Genomic DNA, 17,886 nt, shown 5'->3' with positions numbered 1-17,886 from the left:
TCGACGAGCGACAACACGACTTTCGGCCTCCATGGGCTGGTCTTGAACGAGGGCTCGACGAGCTCGATCCGGAGGAGCATCTTCAATACGAGCACCACAATTCACAGTGGCGCAAATATAGATATTTCAGGAAATCACTTCAACCAATCTCAGGTGTTCGCCGACGGCCCTTCGAGTACGGAAATCGATCTGAGGTCAAATTACTGGGGATCCTCCGATCCGATCCTGATCGAGGGCAAGATCACCCATCAGGAAGACGATCCCGATCGGCCACGTGTACGCTTCAATCCCCCACTCACGAATTCTGTGAATGCGGCGCCCGGCGTGCTCGTTTTGCCCCGTTCCGGCCTCATTACAACACCCGTTAAGACGGCAACCTTCACCGTCCGCCTGGAGAGCGTCCCAACAGCGCCGGTCACCATCAACCTGACCAGCTCGAACCCGTCGATCGGCAGTCCGAATGTCGAGTCGCTCACCTTTCTTCCTGGGAACTGGAACGTTCCCCAGGTCGTGACGATCGAGAGCTCCTCGGAAGATGAAGCCGATTACTCGATCATCACCTCCGCGGCAATCAGTGACGACGATCTCTACGACGGGCGCATCGTGGCCGACGTGCTGGTGAGGAATCTCGGCTCCTCGGCCTCCAATGTCAGCGTCGAGTCGGATTCCATCGTGGAAATCGACGAGTCGGGCAAACAAGGCTTCTTCGATGTTCTACTGACTCGGCGGCCGACCGCGTCGGTCACGATCAACCTCACCAATACGAAACCGGGCGAAGCGGACCTTTCGCAATTGGCCATCACGTTCACCCCAGCCAACTGGTTCGAGCCGCGCAGGATCACGGTCACGGGCCAGCCTGACAATCAATTCGACGGCAACACCACGTTCACGATCCGTGGGACCATTTCCAGTAACGATCGCATGTTCGACGGCTGGCCGTTCCCGGAAGTCACGGTTGTCAATCAGGACCTCGACACCGCCGAGATCCTCGTGGACAGACCCTCAAGCCTGACGACCTCCGAGGACGGGAACACGGCCCAGTTCTACGTCAGCCTCAGCTCTCGGCCGACGGCACCGGTCACGGTGAATTTCTCCAGCTCCGATCCGTCGGAAGGGGAACCCGTCCAATCGTCCCTGATCTTCACGGCAGCGAACTGGAACACCCTGCAACCAGTGACCGTCCGGGGCGTCAATGACGACAACGCCGACGGCAACATCACCTACTTCATCCGCGGGAAGACCACGAGCGACGACCCGAATTTCGATGGGAAGGAGTTGGAGGAGATCCCCGTCGTCAACGTCGACAACAATTCTATCGCCATACTTCCGTCACCGCCCTCGAATCTCTCCACGAACGAGGAGGGCAAAACGGCCACCTTCTCCGTCCGGCTCGGGGCAAGACCCACTGCCCCGGTCACGGTCGACTTCACCAGCTCCGACACGTCGGAAGGCGTACTGCTCCAATCGTCGCTCACCTTCACCGAGACGAACTGGTCGATCCCGCAGGAGATCACGGTCCGGGGTGTTGACGATGATGTCGCCGATTTCAACATCGTCTACCAGATTACCGGCCTCGCCCGCAGCGATGACCCGGACTTCGACGGGCTCGCGATGCCAGTTGTTTCGATTGCGAACAGGAACGACGACACGGCCGGCGTCAACCTCTCGCAATCGAACCTGGCCATCAACCGGGTCCCGGGGCAGAATCACACGCGCACCTTCACCGTCGCACTCGACTCGCAACCGACGGGCAATGTGACATTCGCCCTCTCCTCCGGGAATCCGTCTCAGGCCGAAGTCGATGTCACCACATTGACCTTCACCCCGGCCAACTGGAACGTCCCGCGTACCGTGACCGTCACCGGGGTCTATGATGGGACGCCTTCCAATCCGGCACCGTTCCCGGTGGTCGTGGAAGTCTCCGCCTCGAACGATTCGAACTACCCTGTCGGCACGCGGGAGACCGTCCAGATCACCGAATCCCGGCAGCAAATCGAGGTCGAGGGGGACTACGACGGCGACGGTCGGGCCGACCTGGCCCTGTATCACTACGACGAGAATCGAGGGGTCGGTGTCTTCTCGATCCGCCGCTCCTCCGACGGCCAGACTCAACAGATCGAACTCTCCGACATCGGACGCAACTCCGTGCCGGTCGTCGGCGACTTCGACGGCGACGGCATCAGCGACATCGCCGTGAGTGACCCGTACGCCATTGCCGGGAATGGTTCCGTGCCGAATGCCACGAACTGGGTCTTACTGTTCTCCGGCAGCAACAACGAGCGTCGAGATGTCCTGTTTGGAGCAGCAGGTAACCTCGACCGCCCCGCTCCGGCCGACTTCGATGGCGACGGCATCACCGACATCGCCACGTTCCGTGCCTCCAGCGATCGAACCCCTGGAGCCGCCGAGTGGTTCATCCTGCCGTCGACCTCAAACCCCGACGGACCCCAGACCAGATTAGGAGCCTTCGATGTCGCGTTCGGCGCACCAGGTGGGCTTGACCTTCCGGCCCCGGCCGACCTCGACGGCGACGGCCGGGCCGACATCGTCACTTTCCGCCCCGAACGGACCGCAGAGGACGTCGCCAACGGCGTTCTCGATGGCGCCCAGTGGTTCGTCCTCCCGTCTAGCTTCAATGACCTAAAGTTCAGCGAGCGGGATGGGGCTTTCCGTTACGAATTCGGAGCCTCGGGCAATACCGACCAACCCTCAGTCGCCGACTTCAACAACGACGGTCGCGCCGACATCGTCGCCTTCCGATCGCGCAGCGACCTCGCCCCCGGCTTCGCCCAGTGGTTCACCCTGCCCTCATCGGGCGGCCCGACGACCTTCGCCAACGGCTTCCTGGTCACCTATGGAATTGCAGGGGAAATCGCCGCCGTGGCCGACTACGAAGGCTACGGACGTCCCAGCTACACGGTCTTCAATCCCTCCACGGGCGACTGGACCCTCGACGCGGCCCAAACGAACGGCCAGCCCTTCGGGATTCCCCGAACCGTCCGCTTCGACCCGACGGGGGGGCGAGGAGTTCCCGTGCTCAGCCCCTTGCGGTTCCGCATCGATGCGACCCAGGGAGACGGCGCTGCGACCGCAACCGCAAGCGCTCGCCACGGCAATCGCCTTGACCTCCTTCCCTCGCTGGTTGATCGATTGCTACCCGACCTCGCTTCCGACTCCTGAGCGAAGCTGACGAACGGCCGACCAGCGATCCCATCGCTGGTCGGCCGCCGAGGACACCTGGAGGGCCCACGCAACCCATCGGCCAAAACCGGGTTGACGGGTCTCGTGAACGAACCCCACATCGCCGCACACCCCAAGAGACCGAGCATCTTGGGGTCGCTATAGAAATTGCTGCTCCCCGCTCGATTACCCCTGTCCGGCCCGCCACTCCTCAACCTGTACGTGCCGGGGCTTCGTCCCTCCGATGCGGCCGGGCTGAGCAGCCTCTCGGCCGTGGCCTGAATTTCCGAGTCGCTCGCCCCCGGGCGTGGAGTCGCTCGAATCTCCTCGCCCGGTACGACCGACGCCTCTCCGCGTGGCTCGGTCGGCGTGATGCCCCGTCCCACGGCGAGGCCGAGCGGTCCACCGAATCCTCCTCCTCCCGGTCCCAGGCACACGCCTCGGCCGAGGTGAACGGCCACAGCCAGGGGGGGAACGCCCCGACATTCGTCCAGGAGGAGCGCACCTGCTGCCGCCCGGCTCCCACGACCTGCTTGCCCTCGCGAAAGGCGATCTCCAGGCTCAAGCCGTCGGCCATCGATCCCAGGATGTCGACCACGCTCGCCGCGGTGTCCGCACAGGAGTGCGCCCGCCAGCCGGCCCGCTCATCGACCGGCATCACCCGGATCACGCCGCCGGCTGGCCGTTAGGTCGCCAGGTCGCCAGAAAGGTCTTGCACGTCTTGACCGTGGCGATTCCTTACGGGCTGAGCGTCTCGGAAGGCCAGCCACGCCGCTGGCCGGCCCGCCTGGCCCGGTCCGATCGCGCCCTGGCCGCCTTGCCCGGTCTCGGCCTGGGAGCGGTGGCCGTCGAGGACCGGGCGGAGGACGGTGAGGGTCTCGCGATCACGTTGACTTATGACAATCCGATCGGGGTTCATGGTGACCTCCGGGCTTGGCCTGAAGATCGCATCGACCGGACATCTCTCTTGGGGCCAAACACCGGACAATTCTCTTGGGGGCTGACAGCACGAGCACCAGGCGGTTGACGCGATCCGCGTCCCACGCGACGATGCTCGGCGGCGGGCGCCGGCGAGTCGCCCATGGAGGGAGACTCTCGCGGCGTCCGACCCGGATTGATCTCGCCCCTGCATCGCGAGTCGCGGCACAGCCGCCGTCCCGCCGACCGGACAGATCGCCGAGGTCTGATCCCTCCGAGCCTGAGGAGTACATCGACGATGACCGTGACCGTACGCCTCGCCTGGATCATCCTGGGAGTGCTGGCCCTGGCCCCCGCCCCGGCCTGGGCACAGGAGCCAGCGGACGCCGCCCTGGAATCACTGTTCCAGGACTACCTCGACGCCTGGTTCTCGCACGAACCGCTCACCGCGACGCGACTGGGCGATCATCGCTTCGACGATCGGCTCGAAGACCTCTCGGCCGAGTCCAGGGCCGCCTGGGTCGAGCGCGATCGCAGGTTCCTGGACCGGTTACCCGATCGGGTCGACTACGAGGCACTCAGCCGGGACGGTCAGATCGACTTCGAAATCTTCCGTCATCATCTGGAGTACGCCCTCTGGCTTGCCGAGCACTTCGAACCGTTCGAAGACGACCCCAGGACCTATGTCGGCTACACCACCGAGGGCGTCTACCTGCTGCTCACGCAATCGACCCTTCCCGAGGCCGAGAACCTGGCCAACGCGATCGAGCGAATCAAGGCCGTGCCCCGGATCGTCGAGACCGCGAAGCAAACCCTCACCGGGGCGCCCCGGGTCAAGGTCGAGACCGCCATCCTCCAGACCCGAGGGGCGATCGGATTCTATACGGACGATGTGTTCGTGTTCGCCAACCAACCCCAGGGGGAGGGGGAACTCGCCGAAGTCGCCGCCGACGCCGCCGAGGCCTTGCAAACCTATCTCGATTTCCTCACGAACGAGCTGCTCCCCGACGCGGGCGATGACTGGCGCATCGGCCCCGAACTGTTCGCCGAGAAGGTCGCTCGCGAGCTGAATTCCGGCCTGACCGCCGCCGAGGTCCTCGCCGAGGCGACGGCCGAGGCCGAGCGGGTCGAGCAGGAGATGGCCGTGATCGCCCGGCAACTCTGGTGGGACATGTTCCCGGGGATCCCGGTCCCTCCCGACGACCCCGACGGGCGCCGCACCCTGATTCGAGAGGTCCTGGAGCAGATCGGTCAGGAGCACGGATCCCCCGAATCGCTCGTCACCGATGCCAGGGCCACGGTCGCCTCCATCAAGGCGTTCATCGATGAGCGGGACATCCTCGGTCTCCCCGAGCCCGATCGCTGTGCGATCATCGAGATGCCCGAGTTCATGCGGGGGAACTCGGTCGCCTACCTCAACCCCGCCCCCCCGCTCGACCCCGAGGGGCGCAGCGAATACGCCATCAGCCCGCCGCCGGGCGACTGGGACGACGACCGCGTCGCCAGCTTCCTCCGCGAGTACAACGCCCGGATGCTCCAGATCCTCACCATCCACGAAGCCTACCCCGGCCATTACGTCCAGCTCGAATACTCGAACCGCTGCCCGTCGCTGATCCGTCGCGTCCTGTCGTCCGGCACCTTCGCCGAGGGGTGGGCCGTCTACACCGAGCGGATGATGCTCGACGAGGGCTTCGGCCTCGGCGACCTGAAATTGCGCATGCAACAACTCAAATTCTACCTGCGAGCCGTCGTCAATGCGATCCTCGACCACGAGATGCACGCCCGCTCCATGACCGACGACGAGGCCATGAGCCTGCTCATGGACCGGGCCTTCCAGACCGAGGGCGAGGCCGCCGGCAAGGTCATCCGATCCAAGCAGTCGTCGGCGCAGCTCTCCACCTACTTCGTCGGCCGCGTCGCCTTCCACCGCCTCCGTCAGGCCATCCAACGCGAGCAGGGAGACGCCTTCGACCTCGCTCGCTTTCACGAGGCGACGCTCTCGCACGGCACCTTGCCGGTCAAATATCTCCCGGAACTGGTGCGGAAATCGCTCGACATGGCCCCGGCCGCGGAATGAGCCTTGTCCCTCGCGATCGACACCCGATGGCAGCACGTCGAAGCGAGTCGAGGCGACTCAATCGAGCGACATCCGACCGTCCTCGCAGCCGACCCGCTCGACCATGACACTCACACGGCCAGCCCGGGCCGGTTGACCCGAGCTGGGCGTGACGTGTCGCCCCCTTGGAGTCGTTCGCGCGGCGATCGGCCGTGCGACTCCCCCCGACTCCGGAGCGGTCAGGCCGCGCGGAGCCAGTCGCGGATCCGGCCCAGCTCGCCGTTCCAGGACGAGTCGAGCCGGCGGCGGACATAGCAGCCGTACAGCAGGTCGAGCGTCTCGGTCAGGTGGCGGAGCAGGTCGATCCGGCCGTCGATCGCCTCGCGGCCGGACACGCCGTCCTCCTTGGGCAAGGCGGCCCCGGAGACGGCCATCGTCTCGGCCTGGATCGTCAGATCGAAGGTCGCCCCCTGGCGTTCGAGCAGCAAGCCGGCCTTGCGGGGGAGCTTGCCCGACTGCAAGGCGCGGAGCGCCTCGGGCATCCGGGTCGGCCCTTCGTACGAGAGGCTGTCGCGGCCCGTCTCCCCCCTCGGGCAGTCCAGTTGCAGGGTCTTGGAGATCATGACCGAGCATTCCGAGCCGTCGGCCAGGGTCAGCACGTCCCCCTCGTTCTGGAGCGTGTGCCAGAGCCAGAGCAGGAACTCGTTGCCCCAGTAGTCCCGGCTGGTCGGGTCGGCCTCGGCCCAGGCGATCGAGGAATAGAGCGCCGAGTCGCCGTCGCCGAACAGGGCCAGCGGGGCCGAGTCGTACAGCGCGTCGCCGTGCCCCATTTCGGCGGCGATCGACGACGCCAGCACCCCGGCGGTCACAGGTTCGAGCGTGCGGTCGAACGTCTCGCGGAACAAGGGGAGCAGCCGATCGAGCACCGCGTTCGACGTGGCGCCGGCGTAGACCGTGTTGGTCCGGGCGTCCCAGAGGATCGGGTGCATCTTCCGGCGCCGGTATCGGCCGTCGGCGGCCTCGGCCTCGGCCCGCACCTTGGCGGCCTCCTTGGCCTCTTCCCGCTGGGCCTTGGTGGGCCGGCCGCTGGCGTTCTGCGAGGCCCGGGCATCCAGCTCAATCTGCGTATACGCCTTGAGCAGGTCGCCGGGGATCTTGTCCGCGTCGATCCTCATGCCCAGGTGCAGGGCATCGTTGATGGAATTCTTGCCCAACTCGAACGTCATGTCGAGCACGTGGTTCCCGCCCGACCAGCCGAAATGCACCCCGTCGGTCGGGTCGGCTTCGCCGTGTCGACCAATCGCATGATTCGCCGCCTTCTCCAGGATTTCCTCGTCGAACGGCAAGGGGGACTCGCCGCTGACCCGGAACCGCACATAGCTGACGCGCCCGTTCAGGAAGCCCATGGGTCGGCGCTCCTCCGAGTGACCAGGCCCCCGAGGCGACCATCGCCGAGCGGGGACAAAAGACCATCCTGTCGCCGAACCATCATCGGCCGCGCCGGCCGACCATCCGAACCGAGCCGGGCGATCGTCAGGCCCCGAAGGACCGCTCGTGCCGGTCGGCCTCGCTTTGGGCGACGGGGCAAGGTCTGCGGCCTGCGAAGGATGCGGCCGGCCCCTGGGGGCTCGACCTCAACCCTCGACCCCGATCGCCAGCTCGTCCCACGCCGCCTCGAGCCGGTCGAGCCGCCAGAGCCGCACGGCGTGCTCTCCTTCGGCCGCCACGGCCAGCGATCGGCCGTCGGGAGCGAAGTCGAGGTCCAAAATCCCCCCGGTCGTCTCGCCCAGCGTGGCTACGAGCCGGAGCGCCTGGGCGTCGATCCGCCAGAGCCGGACGGCCCGATCGAATCCCCCCGAGGCCAGGGTCCGGCCGTCGGGGCTGATCGCCAGGCTCGAGACCCCTCCCGGATGGGCGTCCCCGGCCGCGAGGGACGGCACCCCGTCCGGCAGCGGGATCGTGACGAGCGAACCGCCCGAGGTGCCCGAGACCGCCAGCCCCCCGTCGGGCCGGAGGGCCAGGGCGTGAACCGGGCCCTCCGCATGGTCCCACTGCCGGACGAGGACCACCTTGCCGGCGTCGATCCGGAGCAATCGGGTCAAACCGTCGCGGCCCCCGGCCACAATCCAGGGCTCGCGCAGGCTGAGGCTGGGCAGGGTCATCATCCCCCTGACGCTCTCCGCCACCCGATCATGCCAACTGACCGTCTGCGACCGGCGATCGAAATCCCAGCAGCCGATCTCCGTCCGATCGTCCAGCAATCCCCAGAGCCGCCGGCCGTCGCCCGAAAACCGCAAGGCCGACGGCGTTTTCAGGGCGATCGATTCGGGCGCCTCCTCCGAGCCGATCCTCCAGAGCAGGACGCCGCCCCCCGGCCCGCTCCAGGCCAGGCGATCCCCCCCCGGAGCGATCGCCAGGGCCGGGGCCTGCTCGGGCCTCGGCCCCTCGGCCGGCAGATCAAGCCCTGCCAATCGCCCAGGCGTCCCGAGGCCCCAGAGACCGACCCGGGTCAGATCCCCCGATCGGCCGAGCCTCGCCAGTGACCGGCCGTCCGGCGAAACGGCCAGGGCCTCGACGGTCGTCTCGTCGAGGCCGATCACCTCGTAGGCCGGATGATGCGTCAACGCCACCCGGATCGCCCGGTGTTTGCCCGACGCGACGAACTCACCACCCTCGGGCGCGAAGGCCACGTCGATCAGGTTGTAGCCCGTCCCCTCGGCCTCGTGAATGGATCCGATCATCCGGCCGGTGTTCGCCTCCCAGAACTTGATCCGGCGGTCGTCGTCGTGGGGGCTGGCGGTGGCCAGCAGCGAGCCGGACGGGTGGAAGTCCAGCCCGCTGAGCGTATGACGATGGGCCGCCGACCCCAGCTCCGGGTCGATCAGGCGGCGGACCACCTGCAACCGATCGCTCGACACCAGGGTGATGGCCTCGGGCCCTCCTGCGGCCAGCATCCGGCCGTCCGGGCTCCAGGCCAACCGGTCGGCCCCGACCTCCGGCCCTCCCGCGATCGACTCCAGCGTCTCCGGGTCGTGCCGATGCAGCCGGGTCCCGACGACGCTCGCCAGCGACCCCGTCCCACTGATCGCCAGGCTCCGCACGGGAGCATCGCCGCGGAACTCCGCCTCGGGCCCCTCGGGAGCCTGACGGCCGGCGCCCACCTGCCAGCGCCGGAGCGCCCCGTCCTCACCGCAGGTGACGACCGCCGGGGCATCGCCGCCCGAGGCGAAGGCCAGCCCGAGCACATCCCCCTCGTGGGCCGACCAGACCAGGCGCCGGGGCCTCTCCTGATCGAGGTCCCAGGCGTGCACCCGACCGCTCCGCGTCCCGACGGCCAGCCAGCGCCCGTCGGGATCGAAGGTCATCCGACGGACCCCGTCCTGCCCGCCGTCCCGAATCTGGTCCTTCAACGACGCCGGGAACGAGAACCGCCGTCGCATCGCCCCGCTCGGCCAGTCCACCAGCACCACCGAGCAGACGAGAAACCCCTGGGCCTTGAACTCCCCCAGCGCCAGCGTCCGGCCATCCGGGGCGAACGCGAGACAGCTCGGATTCAGGCCAGGCAGCAAATCCTCGATCGCCTTGAAGTCGAACGCCCCGAGGCTCCCGGCGGCGATCGTCCGCAACAAGGCGGCCCCCTCCGCATCCCCCCGCGGCCGGAGCCTGGCGGCCTCGGCCAGCTCGTCCCGAGCCTGCCAGGTCCAGCCGGGCTGGGGGTCGGCCGAGCGTTGCCGGAGGCGGTCGAACAGCGCGTAATACCGCTGCAGGCGCCCGGCCTCTCGGGCGGCTTCCGCGTCCCGATCGGCCTCTCTCGCCTCGCCCAGCGCCACCTCGCGATCGAGCCGAGCCTGCTGCCGGTCGAGCAAGACCTGCGCGATGAACCCGAGGCTCCCGAGCGCCACAACCAGGGCTGCCAGGACCCCCGCCACCCAGACCTGGTGCCGCCTCGACCAGCGGCCGAGGCGGATCAGGAGCGGATCGCGACAGGCCGAGACCGGCTCGTCGGCCAGCCAGCGTTCCAGGTCGTCCGCCAGCGCCCGGGCCGTCGGGTAGCGGTCGGCGGGCTCGAACGCCATCGCCTTCGCGCAGATCGCGTCCAGCGCCGGGTCGATCGACCGGTCTCGGGACCGGGGGGTGATCACCTCCCCCGCCCTGACCCGCTTCAGGATGGTCTTCGGCTCCGACCCCTCGATCGGCGGATGGCCGGTCAGGAGCGTCGAGAGGGTCGCCCCCAGGCTGTACACATCGCTCGTCGGCCCGATCCGCGCCGAGTCGCCGATGGCCTGCTCCGGGGCCATGAAGTGCGGCGTGCCCACGGCCGTGCCGGGCACGGTCTGTTCGGTCGAGCTCGATCCGGAGCCCCGCAAGGCGCTGGGGGGAGGGCCGATGGCGACGGTCGCCTCGATCCCGTTCGCTCCGTCGCTGCTGCCCCCCGCCATGCCGTCGCCGGGGACCTCGATCGCCCCCGGGTCATCGAGCGGGCGGGCCAGCCCCCAGTCGACCACCAGGGTCTCCCCGTGCGGCCCGAGCAGGATGTTCGACGGCTTCAGGTCGCGGTGGATGACCCCCCGGCTGTGCGCGTAGTCGACCGCGTCGCACACGGCCAGGAACCGGACGATCAGCTTCCGAAGGCGCAAGGCCCGGTCGCGCCGGGATCTGGGCCGCCCTTCGCTCCGGTGGAAGCGCTCGATCGCGTCGCGGAGCGTCTCGCCCCGGATGAACCGCATCGTGTAGTAGGGCCGACCATCCTCGTGCCGCCCCAGGGCGTAGACCGGCACGATCCCCGGATGCTCCAGGTTGCCGGTAATCCTGGCCTCGAGCAGGAACCGGGTCCGACTGCCCAGGTCGTCGGCGTACTGGTCCTGGATTTCCTTCAGCGCCACGTCGCGGTCGAGTTCCGTGTCGTAGGCGACGTGGACCTCCCCCAGGCCCCCCCTGGCATGCAGCCGAATCACCTGGAAGCGGCCGTCGCCGACCGCCTTCGCCGTCCCGTCCCCCTTCGGCCCCCCCTCGAGCCCCGGGATCGCCGTCGCGTCGGGGTCGATGGTGCCAGGCTCGCAATCAATCACATACGAGCATGGGTCGTCCCGATCCAGGCCCGAGGGCCCCGGGCCCGTCACGGTCGAGAGGGCTCGGAGGCTTCGGCTCGGGTCGTTGCCATGCTGCGAGAGATGCAGACGCATCAATTGCTCGACCGCGTCCTTCTTCCTCGCGTCGAGCGATCCGAGGTCGTCGAGCACCTCGGCGATGAACCGGGAACGGTCGGCCGCCCACAGTTTGAGTGCCTCGTCCAGCTCGGACATCGAGATCAGGCCCGATCGCGCCGCCAGGGTCGCGAACAGGAGCGATCGGTCATCATCGGCAATCGACATGGAAGGGCCGGGGTCCGGGGCTGCCGCTCTCGGGGGAGCGATCGACCGATCGAAGACGACTCGGACACGCCAGCGAATCGGCGGGGGGTTCCATCGGAGGGGATACCCTTCGCTGGACGCCACGCGATTCTCGATGATAGTCTATCATCCCACAACACACGATTCGAGTTGACGGAGCCGCCCCGGGCCGGCGTTGTGGGTCGGAGGGGGCGGCCTCGTCGCCTCCAGGGCCGGTCGCAAGCACGACCGGGCACAGACTCCGATGGTTCAGATCCAACTGCCCGACGGTTCCGTGAAGGACTTCCCCGAAGGGGTCCGCCCCCGAGAGGTCGCCGCCTCGATCGGCAAGCGGCTGGCCGACGCCGCCGTCGCCGCCGTCGCCAACGGCACGATCGTCGACCTCGATCGCCCGCTCGACGTCCCGGCCGAGGGCCCCGTCTCCTTCCGCGTCCTGACCCCGAGAGATTCCGAGGCGCTCGACGTCCTCCGCCATTCGACCGCGCACGTCATGGCCCGCGCCATCCTCCGGATCTTCCCCGGGGCCCGGCTCGCCTTCGGCCCGACGACCGCCACCGGCTTCTACTACGACATCGACCTGCCCGACTCCCGGACCATCTCCGAGGACGACTTCGAGGCCATCGAGGCCGAGATGCGGGCGATCATCCAGCAGGCCGAGCCGTTCGAGCGCTTCACCCTGCCCGTGCCCGACGCCCGGCAGTTCTGCGAGGACCTCGGCCAGCAGTTGAAGGTCGAGCACATCGATCAGGAATTGCACACCTTCGGCACCCTCTCCTTCTACCGCCAGGGGGAATTCGTCGACCTCTGCCGCGGGCCCCACATCCCCCACGCCGGCAAGGTCGGTGCCTTCAAGCTCCTCTCCATCGCCGCGGCCTACTGGAAGGGCCGGACCGACGGCCCGATGCTCCAGCGCCTCTACGGCACCGCCTTCTTCGACCGCAAGGATCTGGAGGCGTACCTCACCCAGATCGAGGAGGCCAAGAAGCGCGACCACCGCAAGCTCGGCAAGGAACTCGGCCTGTTCACCCTCTCCGACAAGGTCGGCTCCGGCCTGATCCTCTGGATGCCCAAGGGGGCCATCGTCCGCGGCATCCTCGAACAGTTCTTGAAAGACGAACTGCTCAAGCGAGGATATGAGCCGGTCTACACCCCTCACATCGGCAAGGTCGAACTCTACAAGACGAGCGGCCATTACCCGTATTACCGCGACTCGCAGTTCCCGACGCTCAAGATGCTCAGCGACCCGGCCATGGCCCTCGTCGCCGGCCTGGAGCGGAACGAGCTGGACGACGAGACCCAGAAGATCCTGCTGGCCGAGGCCCGCATCGACGACACCGAGTACTGGAAGCTCGACGGCGCGGGGCGCATCGGCTACGTCATGGAACACGGCGTGAGCGAGGAATACCTGCTCAAGCCGATGAACTGCCCCCATCATATCCAGATCTATGCCGCCCAACCCCGCAGCTACCGCGACCTGCCCGTGCGGCTCGCCGAGTTCGGCACCGTCTACCGCTACGAGCAGTCGGGGCAGCTCGCCGGCCTGACCCGCGTCCGCGGCTTCACCCAGGACGACGCCCACCTCTTCTGCACCCCGAATCAGGTCCGCGGCGAGTTCCGCGAGACGATGGAGCTGACCCAGTTCATCCTCGGCAGCCTCGGCCTGAACGACTACCGGGTCCGCCTCTCCAAGAGCGATCGCAACGACCCCAAGTTCCAGGGTGCCGACTTCGACGTCTGGGAACGCGCCGAGGCCGACATCCGCGCCGTGCTCGACGAGATGGGCCTCGCCTATGAGGAAGCCGAAGGCGAGGCCGCCTTCTACGGCCCCAAGGCCGATTTCGTCGTCCGGGATTGCCTCGGCCGCCAGTGGCAGCTCGGCACCGTGCAGCTCGACTACGTCCTGCCCGAGCGCTTCGAGCTGGAATACACCGGCGCCGACAACAAGCCGCACCGCCCGGTGATGATCCACCGCGCCCCGTTCGGCTCGATGGAGCGGTTCATGGGCATCCTCATCGAGCACTTCGCCGGGGCCTTCCCGCTCTGGCTCGCCCCGGAACAGGTCCGCGTCCTGCCGATCTCGGATAAGGTCGCCGACTACGCCGGCGAGGTCCTCGACGACTTGAAGGCCGCCGGCCTGCGTGCCTCGATCGACCGCCGACCCGAGAAGATCGGCGCCAAGATCCGAGACGCCCAGCTCGAAAAGATTCCCGTCATGCTCGTCGTCGGCGCCAAGGAGGCCGAGGCCCGACTCGTCGCCTACCGCGACCGGATCGACGGCGACCAGGGGGCCCTCCCCCTGGCCGACGCCATCGCCCGCCTCCGCGCCGAATCCGACGCCCGCACCATCCGCCAGACCGTCGCCCCGACGGCCCCTGAGCCCGTCACCCCGGAGAGCGAGGGGGAGAAGCACGCCTATTAACCCGAACTGAGGATGATTTGCATGGCGATTCGAGTGATCCTCCGCGACGGCGTGTTCTACCCGATTGACCCGATCCCCCCGGAATGGCCCGAGGGGATCGAGGCTGAGGTGGGTGAACCCGGCACCGCTAGCACCCAGGACGAATTCGAGAACTGGGTCCATGAGATCGAGGCCATCGCCCGGGAAAACGGCCTCGACGACCTCTCACCGTTGACCGCAGCACTCAACGACACGGATCGCGAGGCGAAGGAACTGATGAAGCGGGAGATGGGTATCCCTCAATGACCCGGTATCTGCTCGACACCAATCACATTTCCGATGCGGTCGGTCGTGTCTCGATCGTTCGCGACCGCATTCAACGGGAACGAGCCAATGGCGTAATTGTTGGGACGAGTCTCCCGGTGATTTGTGAACTCGAAGCCGGTCTTCAAGGCCTCGAACAGCCTGAGCGTCCTCGTCGCGTCCTTGAGGCCATGCTTGGCCGAACAATCAAACTCTGGCCGATGACCCGATCGGCTTCCATCGTCTATGGACGGCTGTACCAGGATCTACGTCGTCGAGGGCGCGTTCTCTCTCAAGTGGATCTGATGCTGGCCGGACTCTGCTTCGACATGGGATTGACACTGCTCACATCTGATCAGGATTTCCGGGCGATCCCCGATCTGAACATTGAGGATTGGACCCGCCCTTCCTGAACGTTCTTCCTGAACACATACGAGGCTGGGGCTTTGGAGTGAAGGACGGGCTGTCGATCAAGTCTCAGTATGTCTCTCCCTGACAGTGGAGACCCCCCACCGGAACCGTTCTGCAGCCTGATCGATCGCCCCGGAGCGGCGGGCCTCGGCGGCGTCGGGATCGGTGTGAATGGCGAGCAACCGCGCGGCAACCTCAGGGCCGGCCGCCGTCTCAACGTCCATCATCCAATCGCCCAGGCCGAGATCGGGATACATCTGCCCCTTCCAGGTGTCGGTCGGCTGGCGGAGATAGATGGCGGGGGTGCCGCCGGCCAGGGCGATGATCGGCGAGTGGCACTCGTGGCTCACCACCGCGGCGGCCTGGCGATAGACGGAGGCGGCCTCGTCGGTCAGCCAGTAGCGGTCGAGCGGGACGGTCATCGCCTTCACGTCGTCGGGCAAGGGGTCGAAGACGAGGGGGCGGAGGATGTCCACCTGATAGGTCATTTCGGGGACGATCAGGGCCTTGCCCCCCGTCTCGCGGACCCAGGCGATGAGGGACTCGCGGAGCTTCGCGTGGTCCTCTTCGGCGAACCGTTCGTTGATGGCGGAGCGCTCGGCGATCCGCTCCTCGGGGACCGAACCCGGCCTCATCTCCCAGTACGGCGTATACCGGAGCCGGGGAACGAAGCAAGCGAACCGGCCCGGCAAGAGTCCGTGTTCGGTCATCAGTCGATTGGCCGATTCCTCGTCGCGCAGATCGAGGGCGAAGGTCGCGTCGGGCACAAATCGGACGTCCGGCCCGGCGATCCCAAACTCATTGACCAGTGCGAGCGACCGCGTCTCCCTCGTGAAGACGAAGGAAGCGGCAGAGAGCATCTCGCGAGTCGCGTCGCTGATCACGCTGATCGTCACGCCGAACAGGCCGAACGGCTTGTCGGTCGCCGCCCTCCACCGGCGGATCGACGAGGCACCGACGATCGACGGGCCGGAGCCGTGCAGCAAGAGGTCGGCCGCGGCGATCGCCTCGTCGAGGGTCGGGTCGTCGTCCCGGGGCTCGCCGACCTGCTGCTCCCGGATCAACCGCAAGCCCGGGAAGCGGGCGCGGAGCATCGGCTCGACGCCGCGGTCGAGGGGCCGGCTCGGCCAGAGGATCACCTCCGCCTCCGGCCAGTGCCGCTCCAACACGGCGATCAAGCCCGGCGTGTGGGCGATGTCGCCGATGTTCTCGGTCTGCCAACCGGAGCGAAGCAGGATCGTCGGCGCATCGCGACGCCCCGGCCTGGCGGCGGCAGCCAGCACCGGGGCGGCAATCAGGGCGGACAGGGCGTCGCGACGGGTGCAGCTCATGCAGGGGCTCCCGATCACGCCGAAGGGCGGGTGAGTCTCACGGGCGGCCGATCAGGAGGCTCGCGTTGTGGCCGCCGAAGCCGAAGCTGTTCGACATCACCCGATCGACGCGGACCTCTCGGGCCGTGTGGGGGATGTAGTCCAGGTCGCAGCCTTCGCCCGGCTCATCCAGGTTGATGGTCGGCGGCAAGACGCCCCGGTGGATCGCCAGGGACGAGGCGACCAGCTCCACCCCCCCCGACGCCCCCAGCAGGTGCCCGAGGTGGCTCTTGGTGCTGGAGACCATCAGGCCGTCCGTCGCGTGGCCGCCGAAGATCGTCTTCATGGCCTTCGTCTCGGCCAGGTCTCCCAGGCCGGTGCTCGTGCCGTGGGCGTTGATGTAGCCGACGGTCGACGGGTCGCATTTCGCGTCGTCGAGGCACATCCGCATGGCCCGGGCGGCCCCCCGGCCTTCCTCGTCGGGCGCGGTGATGTGCGAGCCGTCGGCCGACATCCCGTAGCCGAGGATCTCGGCATACAGGCGGGCCCCTCTGGCCCGCGCGACCTCCTCGGCCTCGATGATCAGCACGCCGGCCCCTTCGGCCAGCACGAAGCCGTCGCGGTCCTTGTCGAACGGGCGGCTGGCCCGCTGCGGGTCGTCGTTGCGGGTCGAGAGCGCCCGCATCGAGGCGAACCCGCCGAGGCCCATGTGCGTGATGGCCGCCTCGCTCCCCCCGGTGACCATCATGTCGGCCCAACCGGCCTGGATCGCCTTGAAGGCGTCGCCGATCGCGTTGGCGGCGCTGGCGCAGGCGGTCGCCATGGCCGAGGTCGGGCCTTTCAGGCCGTACTTGATGGAGATCTGCCCGCTGGCGGCGTTGACCATCAGCTTCGGGATGGTGAACGCGCTGATCTGCCGCGGGCCCTTCTCGATCAGGTTCCGGTGCTGCTCCTCGAACTCGTTCAGCCCCCCGATGCCCGACCCGATGTAGACGCCGCAGCGCTCGTGGGGGATGGGCGGGGCGTCGAAGTCGAGCCCGGCGTCCTTGACCGCCGCCTCGGCGGCCACGAGCGCGAACTGGGCGAAGCGATCGAGCCGCCGGGCCTCCTTGTGCCCGAACCGGGCGTCGGGATCCCAGTCGCGGACCTGCCCCCCGAAGTGGACCTTGAACGGCGTGGTATCAAAGAGCGTCAGCGGGCCGACCCCGCTCCGTCCTTCGAGCAAACCGGCCCAGAAATCCTGGAGGGTTTCGCCCAGACCGGTGACGACACCCATGCCCGTAATGAAAACGCGACGCGACATGACGATCGATCTCGGTTCGGCCCGGCGAGGCCTGGCCTCGGCGGGGGGAGCCCCGCCGGGTGAGCCGACTCGCGTGCAGTGCAGCCTTGCAGCGGGCGCGGAGCGTTTGCCGGTGTTGGTTTGGGGTTACTTGCTGTGTTCCTGGATGTAATCCACCGCCTGGCCGACGGTCTGGATCTTCTCCGCTTCCTCGTCCGGGATCTGGATGTCGAACTCTTCCTCGAATTCCATCACCAGCTCGACGGTATCCAGCGAGTCGGCGCCCAGGTCCTTGATGAACTCGGTCTCGCGAGAGATTTGGTCCTTGGCGACGCCCATCTGCTCGCTGACGATCTCCACAACTCGTTCTTCGATCGACACGGGCGGACCTCCTTGGTCACGGGGGCAACGGCCGGCCCCCGCCCGTCCGTGGACGATCGGCAGCGGCCCGGATGCCGGCGGGTCAGATTAACGGGATGAGTGCGATGCAAGTGCGTTTGGTGGGGTGAACCGGCCCAATCGGGGCAAGGCATCCTGAATGCTCGCCACGAGTGTCAGTCCTCGTCTCGAAACGGGCCTCCCTCCACCGATCGGAGGCCCATGGCCGGCCGACATTCGGGTCGATCAAGGCCCCGAGG

General features: G+C 67.5%; 10 protein-coding genes. 5 read left to right on the top strand and 5 right to left on the bottom strand.

All coding sequences use genetic code 11. The features are described from left to right. Window positions 1–42 precede the first annotated feature (42 nt). Both AB1L88_RS15255 and AB1L88_RS15250 read left to right on the top strand, forming a co-directional pair. The gene (locus AB1L88_RS15255; protein WP_367097531.1) at window positions 43–3,180 is read left to right on the top strand and encodes a VCBS repeat-containing protein; all 3,138 of its coding nucleotides are present in this window, start codon (window positions 43–45) and stop codon (window positions 3,178–3,180) included. A gap of 1,216 nt (window positions 3,181–4,396) precedes the next feature. After that, window positions 4,397–6,175, top strand: a complete 1,779-nt coding sequence (locus AB1L88_RS15250; protein WP_367097530.1) for a DUF885 domain-containing protein — start codon at window positions 4,397–4,399, stop codon at window positions 6,173–6,175. Window positions 6,176–6,393: 218 nt separating this feature from the next. On the opposite strand, the gene AB1L88_RS15245 is transcribed toward AB1L88_RS15250, so the two are convergent. Then, on the bottom strand, window positions 6,394–7,560 hold the full coding sequence (locus AB1L88_RS15245) for a hypothetical protein (RefSeq protein WP_367097529.1): 1,167 nt from the start codon (window positions 7,558–7,560) through the stop codon (window positions 6,394–6,396). Window positions 7,561–7,788: 228 nt separating this feature from the next. After that, entirely contained in the window at window positions 7,789–11,526 is a 3,738-nt protein-coding gene (locus tag AB1L88_RS15240) for a serine/threonine-protein kinase (protein ID WP_367097528.1), read from the bottom strand. Window positions 11,527–11,788: 262 nt separating this feature from the next. Here AB1L88_RS15240 and thrS point away from each other — a divergent pair, with 262 nt between their 5' ends. The 3 genes from thrS to AB1L88_RS15225 are packed head-to-tail and all read left to right on the top strand — an operon-like array spanning window position 11,789 to window position 14,658. After that, window positions 11,789–13,963 carry a threonine--tRNA ligase gene (gene thrS / locus AB1L88_RS15235; protein ID WP_367097527.1) on the top strand — a complete coding sequence of 725 codons (2,175 nt, stop codon included), beginning with the start codon at window positions 11,789–11,791 and terminating at the stop codon, window positions 13,961–13,963. A gap of 21 nt (window positions 13,964–13,984) precedes the next feature. Beyond that, window positions 13,985–14,248 (top strand): hypothetical protein, encoded by a 264-nt coding sequence (locus AB1L88_RS15230; RefSeq protein WP_367097526.1) that lies wholly within the window; start codon window positions 13,985–13,987, stop codon window positions 14,246–14,248. Further along, complete coding sequence (locus AB1L88_RS15225; RefSeq protein ID WP_367097525.1) at window positions 14,245–14,658, top strand: type II toxin-antitoxin system VapC family toxin; 414 nt, start codon at window positions 14,245–14,247, stop codon at window positions 14,656–14,658. The genes AB1L88_RS15230 and AB1L88_RS15225 overlap by 4 nt, the downstream gene beginning before the upstream one ends. Window positions 14,659–14,715: 57 nt before the next feature. Here the strand turns inward: AB1L88_RS15225 and AB1L88_RS15220 are convergent, their stop codons facing one another. From AB1L88_RS15220 to acpP, 3 genes are all read right to left on the bottom strand, one after another. Beyond that, on the bottom strand, window positions 14,716–15,987 hold the full coding sequence (locus tag AB1L88_RS15220) for a polysaccharide pyruvyl transferase family protein (RefSeq protein WP_367097524.1): 1,272 nt from the start codon (window positions 15,985–15,987) through the stop codon (window positions 14,716–14,718). Between the two features lie 37 nt (window positions 15,988–16,024). Then, complete coding sequence (gene fabF, locus AB1L88_RS15215) at window positions 16,025–17,269, bottom strand: beta-ketoacyl-ACP synthase II (protein ID WP_367097523.1); 1,245 nt, start codon at window positions 17,267–17,269, stop codon at window positions 16,025–16,027. A gap of 126 nt (window positions 17,270–17,395) precedes the next feature. Further along, a complete protein-coding gene (gene acpP, locus AB1L88_RS15210) occupies window positions 17,396–17,629 on the bottom strand; it encodes an acyl carrier protein (RefSeq protein WP_367097522.1) in 234 nt (77 codons plus the stop codon). Window positions 17,630–17,886 lie beyond the last annotated feature (257 nt).

Origin of the sequence: Tautonia sp. JC769, assembly GCF_040717455.1 — a bacterium.
Taxonomy (GTDB): Bacteria; Planctomycetota; Planctomycetia; order Isosphaerales; family Isosphaeraceae; genus Tautonia.
The sequence above is the reverse complement of the archived record's forward strand: the minus strand, read 5'-3'. Positions and strand labels throughout refer to the sequence as shown.